The following is a 14,820-nucleotide window of genomic DNA, read 5'->3' as shown; positions in this document are numbered from 1 at the left end:
TTTATTCTGCAATAACGGGCAGCCTGATTGCTTCAACTAATAATCAGTGGAGGGTGAACAAAACCTCCACTGATTAAAGTTTCACTTTATTTTCTGTATATAATAATTACTAGAGATTAAAGGATAATCGTCCATCTTTAATAAGGAAGTGGTCAGTTTATTTTAACCAAATTATGGTTATTCATGTTAATATGAACTCATAGCTATATAGAAGGGGTGGGGTTAGTATGAAAACTGAAATAGTTCCTAAAAAGAAGTATAGTATAATAAGTTATGTATCTTTACTCATCGGCATTTTGTGTTTTCTATTCGTTTTTATAACGCCAACAAGGATAGCCAATGCAGGTAATATAGTTGGAGATTATATTACAATTGCCCTGACAGGTGTAGGTATCATGCTTTCAATAATCACAATGACGAAAAGAACAGAGAAGAAGGGAATTGCTATTCTTTCATTAATACTGTCCTCATCATTTTTTATATTTTGGATCATAGCAATTATCCTATTGTTTACTGGTCAAATTAGTTTTGCGCCGTAATGTGTAATAAAAAGAGTCCTTCTCGTATGAAGGACTCTTTTTACTTGGTATCTTCAGGTTGATATTCTAAAATATCACCCGGTTGGCATTCTAATGCTTTACATATTGCTTCTAAAGTTGAAAAACGGACTGCTTTTGCTTTTCCATTTTTCAAGATAGAAAGGTTAGCCATTGTAATTCCAACCTTCTCCGAAAGTTCTGTTACACTCATTTTTCTTTTTGCTAACATTACATCAATATTAATAATAATTGCCATATTATTCACCTCAGACCGTTAAATCATTTTCTGATTTTATATCTATAGCATCTTTTAATAGTCTTTGGAGAACGGCAGCAAAGACCGCGATTACCATTGAAGCAAAAATCATAATCATTCCGATAATAATAATGCCAGGGGCGTCATCTCTCTCTGCCACGAGATAGAAAAGTGGCATACCTAATACATATAATACACTAATTGCCAATGCGCTGTACTTAATATTTTTTAAAGCTTGAACAGATAGCTCTGAGAATGCGTTATTTTTATCAATATAGTTTAAAAGCTTAAATGTTTGGTACAGTGCGAAGTAATAAGGTAGTGCTGTTGCGTATAAATTGATAAATACAAGATATTTAATATATGCAATATCTGGATATAATTCTGCGGCAAAATTTCCTATTTTAGGGACTAAAAAAATGCACATAGCAAGAACGGGGATTCCGATCAGAATTACAACGGTCTTTAAAAAGAGTGTGGATCCTTGTTTCATAAAAAGCACCTCATTTATTTAATATCTTATTAATTTAACATGAAATTTATTGTTTAACAATAAATTTTTATTTCTTTTAATCGAGGATTTATTGTTAAACAAGTAATTAATGAAAAGGATGTTAAATCTTTTTTATAAGATAAATGATACATATCGATATTTAATTAAAGAAAGAGAAAGTAACTATTGTTAGCTTTATGAGAATTGGGAACTAATAAAACATATGTAGGTTTTGGTATGGAAAAGGAAATAAGGTGTATTGAAATGAATGCAAAGTTTATGGAGGAACAATCATGTTGAATTATGGTGTGAAGATGAAAAAGTTACTATTAGTGGGAGCTATAATAGTAAGCGTATTAAGTACGGAAAGTATGATGAATTATCATGCGGCCAAAGCTAAGGTGAAAAAAGTAGAACACCAGCCTAAAAATATAATTATGATGATTATGGACGGAACGAGTTCAACGGCGACAACATTGGCTCGCTGGTATAAAGGGGCACCGCTTACGTTAGATCAAATTGTAACAGGAGGTGTTCGTACATTTTCGGCGGAATCAGCTATTACAGACTCAGCGCCAGCAGCAACAGCTTTAGCAACTGGAAATAAATCGAATTCAGGATATGTAGGTGTATTACCTTCTATTGTAAGTTCGCCTAGCTTACAGCCAATAAAAGAAGAAGAAAAGTTACGGCCGGTCGCAAACGTATTAGAAGGCGCAAAATGTACTGGTCGTGCAACTGGCATTGTTGCTACATCTGAAATTCAGCATGCTACTCCGGCCGGATTCTCTGCTCACCATGTCAATCGCAAACATTTTGACGTAATTGCGAAGCAGCAAGTATATCAAAATATAGATGTCGTATTAGGCGGGGGAAAAGCGGCGCTGCTACCTATAAAAAGTAATGGAATCCGAAAAGATGGTGAAAATTTAGTAAAGGTGATTCAAGACAAAGGATACGATTTCGTTGAAACGAAAGATGCGTTATTGAACTCCAAATCTAATAAAATTTGGGGCTCTTTCTCACATCATGCTCTTGCGTTTGATATGGATCGTATAGCAACAAATCCAGAACAACCAACACTTTCTCAAATGACAGAAAAAGCAATTCAAACATTATCAAAAGATAAAGATGGCTTCTTTTTATTCGTAGAAGGTAGTAAGCCTGATTGGGCAGCTCATGCTAATGATCCAATTGGGATGATTAGTGATGTATTGGCATTTGATGAAGCGGTAGCAAAGGCGTTACAATTTGCGAAGAAAGATGGGGATACGATGCTCATCGCTTTAACTGATCATGGTAACAGCGGCATCTCTATAGGGAATAGGAATACGACAAAAGGATACAATACTACACCGGTTTCTGCATACATTGATCCATTGAAAAAGGCGAAAATGACACTTGAAGGAACTATAAATAAACTGAAATCTGATTTATCAAATGTAGAAGATGTAGCTAAACTATACGGTTTGGATAATCTAACTCATGATGAAAAAGAACAATTAAAAGTGGCAAAAAAGAAAATGGATGTAGGACGAATTCTTACTACATTATTGGCTAATCGTGCAAATATCGGCTTTACGACAGGAGGACATACAGGTGAGGATGTATTCTTACATTCTTATGGACCTCAAAAACCAGAAGGCTTAATCCAAAATACAGACATTGCGAAGACGATGGCGAAAGCGATGGGCTTTAACTTAGAAGAAGTAACGAATAAAATATTTTTAGAGAGTGAACAAGCCTTTAAGAAAATCGGTGCAACTGTCACAGCCGACAAAACCGAAGGAGCAAACCCGTTACTCGTAGTAAAACATAATAAAGTAGAAGCACAATTATTTGGTAACAAAAATATAATTCGTATCAATGGTAAAGGGTATGAATTAAGAAGTATTATTGTAGAGAGTAATGGAAAGTGCTATGTACCAGAAGAAGCAATTCAACTATTTGTAAAGCATTCTCGTTAAAAAATTGCCAACCAGTTAAGTTAACTGGTGGCAATTTTTTGTGTTTATTCTAAATATAAGTGTTCGAATTGTTTTGTAAAGTTTTCCATATGAGACTTGTATAAATGTTAAAGGGAAATTATATTTTTTCTTACATTAAAAAATTTCATTTTGTAGAATAAGAAGTTATACATATAGTAAAGTCTAATGTGTTATCAATTAATATTTATGAAAAATATATTAATACTTTAGAATTTCTTTAATGTTCATTATTTTTTATTTAAGGTTATCCGTTATATTTATAATATGTTTATTTCAATTTATTGTATTGAAGCTCAGTTTTATATAATTATAAAGCAATCATCAAAATAAAATCTCCACTAGAGTAAATTTATTATTTTTTTGCGGAAATTATTATGCAGCTAAGAAAACTGTAGTTTATTGGATTAGAAATATATTAGAATTTACTTGAAGAAAGAGAGAGGGAATAAAATGAATATAGTGCACTTACGTCCTAAACAGCGGTCTAAGTATCGCATTATGCTAGGGAAGTGGTATTACTCTACAAAGAGGTACATTCAGTGGTTGGCAGACGGAAAAACATATGCAAAAAGGTTCCAACAAGAAAAGCTACCTTGTACAGCAATTCAGCACCGAACGATATTACTTCGTAAGCTCAAAGATGTAGATATGTGGTATCAACAGAATAAGGTTGTTAATTTGAAAATTGCTGTTAAAAAACTAAATGGTATCGTCATTAGACCGGGAGAAACATTTTCTTACTGGCGTTTAATAGGTAAGCCAACGAGGAAAAAAGGGTATGTAGAAGGTATGGTATTACATTACGGATCTTTTCAAACAGGTATTGGAGGAGGTCTTTGTCAGCTTTCGAATTTAATATATTGGATGACTTTACATACACCACTGACAGTAACAGAACGATATCGTCATAGCTTTGATGTCTTTCCTGACTCTAGGCGCACTCAACCGTTTGGGAGTGGGGCGACTTGTTCCTATAACTATTTGGATTTACAAATTAAAAATGAAACGGACCAACCGTATCAACTTCACCTTTATATGACAGATGAACATTTAGTTGGTGAATGGAGAACAGTCTATCCGCAACTTTATCAATATGAAGTGTATGAGAAAGAACACTCAATTCAACCTGCATACTGGGGCGGTTATATACGACATAATGTGATTCAACGTAAAGTATATAATCAACAGAAACAGTTAATAGAAGATCAATATGTAACAGAGAATCACGCTATAATGATGTACGAACCACTATTAGCTTGTAATAATGAGAATAGTGAGTAATATGGTAATCCATAGATTAAATAGTATAGAAAATATTTAATTCTTATTTTTATTAAAAAAGCATGAATCCCAGATTTACTGGATTTTGATTGAAACTAAGAACATATAAAAGTTCACTGTTATTTATAGGAGAGTCTGTTTGTTTTTATATCTTATGTATTTCACCCTGCATAAAAAAATATTTCTCAACATTTTATTTGTTGAAAAAGATTGAATATTCGTATTATAACGAATATTATGTTGTTATCGGCAAAAAACGATAATTTGCAGACACTGGGGAGGAAATACATTGAAAAAGAAAAAGAAATTAAAACCATTAGCGGTATTAACAACAGCAGCAGTACTAAGTAGTACGTTTGCTTTTGGAGGTCACGCAGCGTATGCTGAGACACCAACATCATCTCTACCAATAGATGAGCACTTAATACCGGAGGAGCGTTTGGCTGAAGCGCTAAAACAACGGGGGGTAATTGATCAATCTGCATCACAAGCTGAGACTTCAAAGGCTGTCGAAAAATATGTTGAGAAAAAGAAAGGGGAAAACCCTGGGAAAGAAATCTTAACAGGAGATAGTCTTACGCAAGAAGCCTCTGACTTTATGAAAAAAGTAAAAGATGCAAAAATGAGGGAAAATGAACAGGCGCAGCAGCCTGAAGTAGGCCCAGTAGCTGGACAAGGTGCAGCATTGAACCCTGGGAAATTAAATGGAAAAGTACCTACTACATCAGCGAAGCAAGAAGAATACAATGGAGCTGTTCGAAAAGATAAAGTACTTGTTTTACTTGTAGAATTTAGCGATTTTAAGCATAACAATATTGATCAAGAGCCAGGATACATGTATTCTAAGGACTTTAATCGTGAACATTATCAAAAAATGTTATTTGGTGATGAACCATTTACTTTATTTGATGGATCGAAAATTAACACATTTAAGCAATATTATGAAGAACAATCTGGTGGTAGCTATACAGTTGATGGGACTGTAACAGAATGGCTTACTGTTCCAGGAAAAGCATCAGATTATGGTGCTGATGCGGGTACTGGGCATGATAACAAGGGGCCTTTAGGACCAAAAGATTTTGTGAAAGAAGCATTAAAAGCAGCGGTAGCAAAAGGAATCAATTTAGCAGACTATGACCAATTTGATCAATACGATCAAGATGGTGATGGAAATAAAAATGAGCCAGATGGCATTATTGATCATTTAATGGTTGTACATGCTGGCGTTGGTCAAGAAGCTGGCGGCGGTAAATTGAAAGATGATGCGATTTGGTCACATCGTTCAAAACTAGGTTCAAAACCATATGCAATTGATGGCACGAAATCTTCTGTTTCGAACTGGGGCGGAAAGATGGCTGCATATGATTATACAATCGAGCCTGAAGACGGAGCAGTTGGTGTGTTTGCACATGAGTATGGCCATGATTTAGGCTTACCAGATGAATATGATACAAAGTACTCAGGACAAGGTGAACCTGTTGAGTCATGGTCTATTATGAGTGGTGGTAGCTGGGCTGGAAAAATTGCAGGAACAGAGCCAACGAGTTTCTCGCCACAAAATAAAGAGTTTTTCCAAAAGAATATGAAGGGGAACTGGGCGAATATTCTTGAAGTAGATTATGACAAACTTAGCAAAGGAATCGGTGTTGCAACATATGTAGATCAAAGTACTACAAAATCTAAACGACCTGGAATTGTTCGTGTTAACTTGCCGGACAAAGATATAAAAAATATCGAATCAGCGTTTGGTAAGAAGTTCTATTACAGTACAAAAGGAAATGACATTCATACAACACTTGAGACACCAGTATTTGACTTAACAAATGCAAAGGATGCTAAGTTCGATTATAAGGCATTTTACGAACTTGAAGCGAAGTATGATTTCCTTGACGTATATGCGATTGCAGAAGATGGAACGAAGACACGCATTGATAGAATGGGCGAAAAAGATATAAAAGGCGGCGCGGATACAACTGATGGTAAGTGGGTTGATAAATCATACGATTTAAGCCAATTCAAAGGAAAAAAAGTAAAACTGCAATTTGAGTACTTAACAGATATTGCAGTAGCTTATAAAGGATTTGCGTTAGATAATGCAGCCTTAACTGTAGATGGAAAAGTTGTTTTCTCTGATGATGCAGAAGGTCAGCCTGCAATGACGTTAAAAGGCTTTACTGTGTCTAACGGATTTGAACAGAAAAAACATAATTACTATGTAGAGTGGAGAAATTACGCTGGTTCTGACACTGCGTTACAATATGCACGTGGCCCAGTATTTAATACAGGAATGGTTGTATGGTATGCGGATCAAAGCTTTACAGATAACTGGGTAGGCGTTCATCCAGGTGAAGGGTTCTTAGGAGTAGTAGATTCTCATCCAGAGGCAATTGTAGGGACATTAAACGGACAACCTACTGTGAAGAGCAGTACGCGTTATCAAATTGCCGATGCGGCATTCTCATTTGATCAAACGCCAGCATGGAAAGTAAATTCACCAACACGCGGTATCTTTGATTATAAAGGATTACCAGGAGTGGCAAAATTTGATGATTCTAAGCAATACATCAACAGCGTTATTCCTGATGCAGGACGTAAGTTACCGAAGCTAGGACTGAAGTTTGAAGTGGTAGGCCAAGCTGAAGACAAGTCTGCAGGTGCAGTTTGGCTTCATCGATAAAATAAGGTAAAAAGAAGAGAAGCTGCGATAAGTCGGTGAAACTGACTGATTGCAGCTTTTTTCTTCTTGTGAAAAAACTCGCTGTTTTTTATGTACTTATTGGAAAAATATGAAGTTTCTTTGATACATAAAATGCTCCGTCTGTCCAATTATAGAAGCTATTTTGGACGTAAGAAATTTGTAAGTAATGAGTAAGAAAAAAGAGATTTTCATAGTATAAAATATTTATTATAGCTACTTTTAACACCTGATACTAATAGTGTGCTATAATATGAATTAGCAACAAAAAGGAAAGGAATTAGAACAATGACCTTAGAAAATACTAAAAATTTAAAAAAACAAGTTGCTCCTTTTGAAAAATCAACGATTAAAAAAAGTGTTTGGCAACTGATCAACACAATCGTGCCATTTATTATTTTATGGTACCTTGCTTATAAAAGTTTGTCAGTTTCTTATTGGTTAACATTAGTTCCAGCACTGTTAGCCGCTGGATTTATGACAAGGATTTTCATTATTTTTCATGATTGTACCCATTATTCATTCTTTAAGAGTCGACGTGCAAATAGAATAGTTGGAACGTGTATGGGTGTTTTAACATTATTCCCATTTGATCAGTGGGGGCATGAGCATTCTATTCACCACGCTACGAGTGGTAATTTGGATAAGAGGGGTACAGGGGATATTTGGACGCTTACAGTAGATGAATATGTAGCAGCACCATTTAGACTCCGTTTAGCATATCGTTTATATCGCAATCCATTCGTTATGTTTGGGTTAGGCCCGATTTATGTTTTCTTGCTTAAAAATAGATTTAACCGAAAAGGTGCTAGAAAAAAAGAACGTATGAACACTTATTTAACGAATATTTTAATCGTTGCTATTGTAGGAATGCTTTGCTGGGCAATTGGATGGCAATCGTTTCTTTTAGTACATGGTTCTATATTTTTAATAGCAGGTTCAATAGGGATTTGGCTGTTTTACGTACAGCACACATTCGAGGATTCTTATTTTGAAGAAGATAAAGAATGGGAATATGTGAAAGCGGCAGTGGAGGGAAGTTCTTTTTATAAACTTCCAAAAATTTTGCAATTTCTAACGGGTAATATTGGATTTCATCATGTTCACCATTTAAGTCCAAGAGTACCTAACTATAAACTAGAAGAGGCACACAACAATACCCTTCCTTTAAAAAATGTACCAACAATTACGCTTGCTACAAGCTTGCGTTCACTCCGTTTCCGTCTTTGGGATGAGAAAAGTAACAATTTTGTTAGCTTTAAAGATGTCAAAAATATAATTAAAAATAATGTTTCTGTTCGGGTGAAATCTGAACTATAATTGCATCGTATATAAAATTCCCCTTAATCATTTTCGATTTAAGGGGAGTTTTTGTTTAAAGATTAGATGCCAGATAAGAAGAAAAATTAAATGTTTCAAATTGTAATGGAAGCAGATTAGGAATTGCTAGTACGTAAGTACAAATACAAGATGACAATAAATGCATTATGTTAACAATTGGAGTTATCATGAATGTTCCATTACGATAACTGTTCATAAATCCGACGAAAATTAATAGCAAAAGGGGGATCGTACAACAGTATATCTAAAAAATTAGAAAAGACTTGAACGGAAATTTCATTCATTTTTCTTGGTGTTCCGCATTCCATACACTTAAATAGGATGCATATTCTAATTCATCTGGATTGTCATGTAACATAGAAATGAATTCTAATTTATTTCTATCACAATCTAGAAAGTATACACTTGCAGCGGGCATCCACCTTTGGACAATTGGCTCTTGATTTCCTTTTCCTTGACTTCCTATCACTTCTATTCCACGCTCCTCTAACCACGCTTTAGAAGTCATTAAAAACTCTAAATTTACACCAAAAGCAAAATGTCTCAGCTCAAAGTCTTCGATATTATTTACTTCCCATAGTCCAAGCATTTGTTTTTTATTTTCTCCGACCCAAAAGAAAGCCACTCTTCTTTTGGAGAGTTTTCTTGCTAACGTTAATCCTAGCTTGTTTTGATAGAAATTTATCGCTTTTTCTAAATTTCTTACATGTAAATGAGTCTCGTATATGTTCTGTATCATTATGATCATTCCTTTCTTTCTTTCTTGGTAACTAACAGTTGAGTAATGAATGTAATTCTAATAATGTACAGCTATATCTGATATACCTATTTATTATTATATCGAAATTGAAATACGATAAATCCAACTGAGGTAGCAAGTTCAAATGAAAATTTTACTACTTTTGTAGGAGAAGAGAAAAATCCATTAAATTCAGGTGAACTCATATTTAAATAATAAAAAAAGACAACACATGAAGTGAAACGCCACGTGTTGTCTTTTTTGTATCGTACAATATTACGAAGTTTCGCTAATTTTAGTTTCACTTTGAGTGTTAGTTGCAATTCTTTTCTTAACTTTAAAGTGATAGTAGGTATAGCAAAAGATGATAAATGGTACAGTACAATAAATGCCTAGTCTTTGATCTGGGATAAAGATAAGACTTACTAATATAATGCCATACAATCCAAAACCAAGAATTGGTACAAGGGGATAGAGTGGAGTTCTGAACTTCAAATCGTCTAATTTTCCACCTTCAGCTAAATAGTGTTTGCGGAAAAAGAATTGAGAAACACAAATTGACATCCAAACAATAATTGTTATGACTCCAGAAATGGAAATTAACCATAAGTAAACCGTTTCAGCAGCTACGACGCTTGTTAAAAGAGAAAAAGCAGAAATAGCTATTGTCATGATTAAAGCGTTGAGAGGAATCCCACGTGATGATAATTTCTTTAAAAATGCTGGAGCCATTTCGTTTTTTGATAAAGACCAAAGCATGCGAGTAGCAGCGTATAGTCCTGAGTTTGCAACAGAAAGAACAGCAGTAAGAATAACAAAGTTCATAATATCAGCTGCATATGGAATACCGATATTATCAAAAACAGCAACGAATGGGCTCTTTGTGAGTCCTGCTTCTTCCCAAGGAATTAAAGCAACAAGAACAAAGATTGCTAAGACGAAGAAAAACATTGTGCGCCATATAATATTTCTAATAGAACGAGGTAAAGTTTTTGCTGGATCTTCGCTTTCACCTGCTGCGATTCCGACAAGCTCTGTACCTTGGAAGGAATAATTGACTGTAACCATTGTTAATAGAATAGCTGCAAGTCCATTCGGAAATAAACCACCATGATTTACGAAATTTGAAAGAAGTGGAGCTGGTTCGTCGCCTTTTAAATCAATAAAGCCGAACATAGCGGCGCCACCAAGAATTATAAAAGCTATAATGGCAGATACTTTTATACTTGAAAACCAAAATTCTGTTTCTGCATAACTACGAGCAGATAATGCGTTAATAGTAAAGATTGTAACACCAAATATTAAACACCAAACCCAAACAGGAATATCAGGAAACCAGCGCTGCATTGTAATACCAGCAGTTGTAAATTCAAGACCGGTCGTATTCGCCCAGCTTAACCAATACAACCATCCAATTGTAAAGCCAGTTGCAGGATTGATGAATTTAGTGGCATATTCCTGGAAAGAACCCGAAACAGGCATGGCTACAGCGAGTTCACCAAGACATAGCATAACGAAATACATTAATAATCCACCGGCCATAAAGGCAAGTACGGATCCACCAGGTCCAGCTTGACTTATTATAAAGCCAGATCCGTTAAATAACCCCGTTCCAATCACACCACCGAGTGCAATCATGAATAAATGTCTACTTTTCATCGTACGTTTTAATTCATTGTTTGTATTGTTTACTTGCGCCATTGTTTTCCTCACTTTCGTAGTTGATAGAATAAAGTTTGATGTTTTTCCGTATTATGGAATGTATTCCGTGATGTGAAATCTTGTTATAATTTTCAGACAATTAAAAAGAAAAGTCAATATTTTTTTGTTTGCGTTTTCAATTCATTGTTAGTGATATGTTTTTATTGTTAGAAAATTAAATAAATAGATTGATTTCATTTCGAATGTTTGCTAAATTGATAGTTAATTAAGCGTACTAACATATTACGAGTAAAGTTGAGGCGAGTTATGGTACAGTCCATTGATCGAGCGATAAGTATTATTAAATTATTGAATTCTACAAATGAAAAAGAGTATTGGGCTATTTCTGATATAGCTGATGGAACACATCTCCCGGTTAGTACAGTACATAGATTACTTAACTCTCTAATGGAGCATGGGTTAGTTACACAAATTACAGAGACAAAACAGTACAAAATTGGACCAATGTGGATGGAAATAGGGTTACGTCAATTGGAGAAGGTAGACTATAGATCTGTTGCAAGAGAAGTGATGAAACGTTTGGCTGCTGAAGTGGAAGAAAGTGTCTATTTGAATATTCCAAACGGAACGCATTCTATTATCATTGAAAGAATTGATAGTCCTTTAAAAATTCGGGTTATCGATAATCTAGGAGAACAAATTCCACTTTCAATTGGTGCTGCAAATAAAACGATGCTTGCCAATATGAAAACGAATGAAATGGAACATATTGTAGAGTATTTACTTCCTTCATTACCAGAACAAAAGCAAATTCTTCTTAATCAAATAAAGCAAATAAAAAATGAAGGATATGCTGTCAGTTATGGTGAAAAAACAGAAGGGACAGCTTCAGTAGCTGCACCTATTATCGGATTTAATCATAAAGTAGTAGGAGCATTAAGTGTTGGGTTAATTAGTCATCGTATTAATGATGATCGACTATCTTTTCTTATTAGCAAGGTAAAACAAGCAGCTCATGAAATATCAATAAAAATCGGCAGTACATCAGAACTATAATTTTGATAGCTGTCGTCATTTTTTATTCATATACTGGAATTAGTTTTCATAATGCGGAAAAATAGGGGGATTTATATGTCAAAGTGGCAATCAAAAGAACAATTGATTCAATTATTAAGCAGTCTTGTTGAAATTCCTAGTATTACCGGTTCAGAAGCTGAAGTAATATTGCCAGACTTTGTTGTGGAACAATTATCTGAATTACAGTATTTCAAAGAAAACCCGCATCATTTACAAAAAAATCCGACAGGGGACGGACGATATTTTGTTACAGCACTAGTAAAGAAAAAAGATAGTACAAAAAATACTGTAATTCTAGTAAGTCACTTTGATGTTGTAGATGTACAAGATTACGGAGTGTGGAAAGAAGATGCATTTAATCCTAAAAAGTTAACATCTATGTTTTATTCTCATAAAGATGAACTTCCAGACCATGTGCGTGAAGATATAGAACATGGGGAATGGCTGTTTGGTAGAGGAACAATGGATATGAAATGCGGTCTAGCATTACAAATGGCAATGATTGAACAAGCATGTGAAGGAAGATTCGATGGGAATGTTCTTTTATTGGCTGTACCAGATGAAGAAGTGAATTCTGTAGGGATGAGGGCCGCTGTTCCGAGACTGTTAGATTTAGCTAGAGAGCATAACTTAGATTATAAAACGGTCTTAAACTCAGAGCCTATGTTTTCAAGACATCCTGGTGACCAAAATAAGTATATTTACACTGGCTCTATTGGTAAAGTGTTACCTGGTTTTCTTTGCTATGGAAAAGAGACACATGTAGGTGAACCTTTTGCAGGCTTAAATGGGAGTTATATGGCTTCATTAATAACAGCAGAATTAGAGTTAAACACAGACCTTTGTGATATTGTAGAAGGGGAAGCGAGTCCTCCGCCAACTAACTTACTTCAAAGGGACTTGAAGGAGGATTATTCTGTACAAATTCCGCATCGTGCAGTTACATTATTTAATTTGTTTTTATTAGAAAAATCAATGACAGATGTAGTTTCATTGTTACGTCAAAAAGTAACGAAAATAGCAGAGAAAATAGAAGAGTCGTATGAAAAACATGCATATCGTTTTTCTAAATATAATCCATTTATACCACCTAATCTCAAAGTAAATGTATTAACGTATGAAGAGCTTATCACATATGCAATTGAGCAACATGGACAAGAAAAAATAAATCATATTCAATCTAATATTATAAAAAATAGAGAAGATAAAGATGATCGTGCGGTAACGATTGATTTAGTAGATAAATTAGCGATTTTATGTAAAGAAAAGGCACCGATGATTGTACTTTTCTTCGCTCCGCCGTACTATCCAGCTGTGAGTTCACGCAACAATCCTTTAATAAAAGAGGTAGTTGTAGAAATGGAAAAGTATGCACATTACAATCATAAAATTACATTTGAAAACCAAAATTATTTTGGGGGGATTTCAGATTTAAGCTATGTAGGCTTGCAGTATCCACTGGATTCAATGAGTTCGCTTGTAGACAATATGCCATTATGGGATAAAGGCTATTCAATTCCGCTTCAGGAATTAGAAGAGTTTGATGTTCCAGTATTAAATATGGGACCGGTAGGAAAAGATGCACATCAATGGACAGAACGTCTAGATGTAAACTACGCATTTGAAACACTATTAGATATGTTACCGAAATGCATTGAAAAATTATTAGTTTCTAATAAAATTACACAATCCTAGTAGGGAATAGGTAAGGGATAAAACAGAACCTTTAAAGAAGAGTCAAATCAAATTATTTTAATATAATTAAAAAGTAGAACGGCCAAGCTCAATTTTATATGTGTTTGGCCGTTTATCATGTAGTGAATTTTTAATTAAAATTATGTGAATTCATAGCTAACGTAATCTCTTTTATAGTTTTATTTTTTAGTTTGACCAGATAGTTCAACAGACTTTTGCGTACAACGCTGCATAGCTGAAATAATCGCTGTTCGTAATCCTTTTTCCTCTAATGTTGCTACAGCTTCTATTGTCGTTCCGCCAGGAGAACAAACCATATCTTTCAATTCACCTGGATGTATTCCTGTTTCTAGTACCATTTTTGCAGAGCCTAACACAGCTTGAGCAGCGAATTTATATGCTTGATTTCTTGGCATACCATCTAGTACAGCAGCATCTGCCATCGCTTCTATAATCATATATACATAAGCTGGTGAAGAACCACTTACGGATGTGACAACATCCATTAATTTTTCACTTACGATCTCTGTTTGACCAAAACTATTGAAAATGTTTAGTACATCTTCTAAATCTTTTTCTGTCACCATTTCATTCGGGCATAATGCAGACATTCCTTCTCCAACAAGAGCAGGAGTATTAGGCATTACCCTTACAACCTTTACTTTTTTATTAAAGGCATTTTCAGTACTTTCAATACTTTTCCCAGCAGCGATCGTAATGATGATAGCATCGTTTTTGATTACTTCTTTTATTTCATTAATTATTGATGCGTATAGGTCTGGTTTGATTGATAAAATTAAAATATCAGCATTTTTAGCTACTTCATTGTTGTCGGTAGTTGTAGTTAGCCCATATTTTTCACTAGCATTTTTTAAATTAGCAGTGTTTAAATCTGAACAAATAATTTGATTTGAAGACACTATATTTTTGTTTATCATTCCGCCAATCATAGCCATTCCCATATTTCCGCAACCGATGAATCCAATTTGTTTATCCATAATAACTCAATTTTGCTCCTTTTATAATCAATTATATCGGTTTGATATTATTTTCT

12 protein-coding genes are annotated in these 14,820 nt (G+C 34.5%); 7 read left to right on the top strand and 5 right to left on the bottom strand.

Annotation, left to right across the window (positions count from 1 at the left end):
* The first annotated feature begins 227 nt into the window (after positions 1-227).
* The gene (locus MKY21_RS14975; protein WP_000845560.1) at positions 228-539 is read left to right on the top strand and encodes a hypothetical protein; all 312 of its coding nucleotides are present in this window, start codon (positions 228-230) and stop codon (positions 537-539) included.
* 40 nt (positions 540-579) lie between these two features.
* Here the strand turns inward: MKY21_RS14975 and MKY21_RS14970 are convergent, their stop codons facing one another.
* Both MKY21_RS14970 and MKY21_RS14965 read right to left on the bottom strand, forming a co-directional pair.
* The gene (locus MKY21_RS14970; protein ID WP_000974620.1) at positions 580-795 is read right to left on the bottom strand and encodes a helix-turn-helix domain-containing protein; all 216 of its coding nucleotides are present in this window, start codon (positions 793-795) and stop codon (positions 580-582) included.
* 10 nt (positions 796-805) lie between these two features.
* Positions 806-1,288 carry a DUF2975 domain-containing protein gene (locus tag MKY21_RS14965; protein ID WP_000809123.1) on the bottom strand — a complete coding sequence of 161 codons (483 nt, stop codon included), beginning with the start codon at positions 1,286-1,288 and terminating at the stop codon, positions 806-808.
* 293 nt (positions 1,289-1,581) lie between these two features.
* On the opposite strand from MKY21_RS14965, the gene MKY21_RS14960 reads away from it, so the two are divergent.
* The 4 genes from MKY21_RS14960 (at position 1,582) to MKY21_RS14945 (ending at position 8,572) form a co-directional block, all read left to right on the top strand.
* Positions 1,582-3,255, top strand: a complete 1,674-nt coding sequence (locus MKY21_RS14960) for an alkaline phosphatase (RefSeq protein ID WP_044797296.1) — start codon at positions 1,582-1,584, stop codon at positions 3,253-3,255.
* A gap of 471 nt (positions 3,256-3,726) precedes the next feature.
* Positions 3,727-4,557, top strand: coding sequence for a VanW family protein (locus MKY21_RS14955; RefSeq protein ID WP_001028242.1), 831 nt, complete (start codon positions 3,727-3,729; stop codon positions 4,555-4,557).
* 289 nt (positions 4,558-4,846) lie between these two features.
* A complete protein-coding gene (locus MKY21_RS14950) occupies positions 4,847-7,234 on the top strand; it encodes an immune inhibitor A domain-containing protein (RefSeq protein WP_000727449.1) in 2,388 nt (795 codons plus the stop codon).
* A gap of 306 nt (positions 7,235-7,540) precedes the next feature.
* Positions 7,541-8,572, top strand: coding sequence for a fatty acid desaturase (locus MKY21_RS14945; RefSeq protein WP_000171499.1), 1,032 nt, complete (start codon positions 7,541-7,543; stop codon positions 8,570-8,572).
* A gap of 301 nt (positions 8,573-8,873) precedes the next feature.
* Here the strand turns inward: MKY21_RS14945 and MKY21_RS14940 are convergent, their stop codons facing one another.
* Both MKY21_RS14940 and MKY21_RS14935 read right to left on the bottom strand, forming a co-directional pair.
* The gene (locus tag MKY21_RS14940; RefSeq protein ID WP_000615639.1) at positions 8,874-9,332 is read right to left on the bottom strand and encodes a VOC family protein; all 459 of its coding nucleotides are present in this window, start codon (positions 9,330-9,332) and stop codon (positions 8,874-8,876) included.
* Positions 9,333-9,608: 276 nt separating this feature from the next.
* Entirely contained in the window at positions 9,609-11,033 is a 1,425-nt protein-coding gene (locus MKY21_RS14935; protein WP_000079967.1) for an amino acid permease, read from the bottom strand.
* 267 nt (positions 11,034-11,300) lie between these two features.
* Here MKY21_RS14935 and MKY21_RS14930 point away from each other — a divergent pair, with 267 nt between their 5' ends.
* Positions 11,301-12,050, top strand: coding sequence for an IclR family transcriptional regulator (locus tag MKY21_RS14930; protein WP_061655471.1), 750 nt, complete (start codon positions 11,301-11,303; stop codon positions 12,048-12,050).
* A gap of 51 nt (positions 12,051-12,101) precedes the next feature.
* Positions 12,102-13,766 (top strand): M20/M25/M40 family metallo-hydrolase, encoded by a 1,665-nt coding sequence (locus tag MKY21_RS14925; RefSeq protein ID WP_137070469.1) that lies wholly within the window; start codon positions 12,102-12,104, stop codon positions 13,764-13,766.
* A gap of 179 nt (positions 13,767-13,945) precedes the next feature.
* Here MKY21_RS14925 and proC read toward each other — a convergent pair whose 3' ends face one another.
* Complete coding sequence (gene proC / locus MKY21_RS14920; RefSeq protein ID WP_000360724.1) at positions 13,946-14,764, bottom strand: pyrroline-5-carboxylate reductase; 819 nt, start codon at positions 14,762-14,764, stop codon at positions 13,946-13,948.
* Positions 14,765-14,820 lie beyond the last annotated feature (56 nt).

Source organism: Bacillus sp. FSL R9-9497, assembly GCF_038005805.1.
Taxonomy (GTDB): Bacteria; Bacillota; Bacilli; order Bacillales; family Bacillaceae_G; genus Bacillus_A; species Bacillus_A cereus.
The sequence above is the reverse complement of the archived record's forward strand: the minus strand, read 5'-3'. Positions and strand labels throughout refer to the sequence as shown.

Excerpts from the sequence above, each read along its gene's own strand:
- MKY21_RS14965 (WP_000809123.1), bottom strand. The coding sequence starts at position 1,288 with ATGAAACAAGGATCCACACTCTTTTTAAAGACCGTTGTAATTCTGATC.
- MKY21_RS14930 (WP_061655471.1), top strand. The coding sequence starts at position 11,301 with ATGGTACAGTCCATTGATCGAGCGATAAGTATTATTAAATTATTGAAT.
- MKY21_RS14945 (WP_000171499.1), top strand. The coding sequence starts at position 7,541 with ATGACCTTAGAAAATACTAAAAATTTAAAAAAACAAGTTGCTCCTTTT.
- MKY21_RS14970 (WP_000974620.1), bottom strand. The coding sequence starts at position 795 with ATGGCAATTATTATTAATATTGATGTAATGTTAGCAAAAAGAAAAATG.
- MKY21_RS14935 (WP_000079967.1), bottom strand. The coding sequence starts at position 11,033 with ATGGCGCAAGTAAACAATACAAACAATGAATTAAAACGTACGATGAAA.
- MKY21_RS14925 (WP_137070469.1), top strand. The coding sequence starts at position 12,102 with ATGCGGAAAAATAGGGGGATTTATATGTCAAAGTGGCAATCAAAAGAA.
- proC (WP_000360724.1), bottom strand. The coding sequence starts at position 14,764 with ATGGATAAACAAATTGGATTCATCGGTTGCGGAAATATGGGAATGGCT.
- MKY21_RS14960 (WP_044797296.1), top strand. The coding sequence starts at position 1,582 with ATGTTGAATTATGGTGTGAAGATGAAAAAGTTACTATTAGTGGGAGCT.
- MKY21_RS14955 (WP_001028242.1), top strand. The coding sequence starts at position 3,727 with ATGAATATAGTGCACTTACGTCCTAAACAGCGGTCTAAGTATCGCATT.
- MKY21_RS14940 (WP_000615639.1), bottom strand. The coding sequence starts at position 9,332 with ATGATACAGAACATATACGAGACTCATTTACATGTAAGAAATTTAGAA.
- MKY21_RS14975 (WP_000845560.1), top strand. The coding sequence starts at position 228 with ATGAAAACTGAAATAGTTCCTAAAAAGAAGTATAGTATAATAAGTTAT.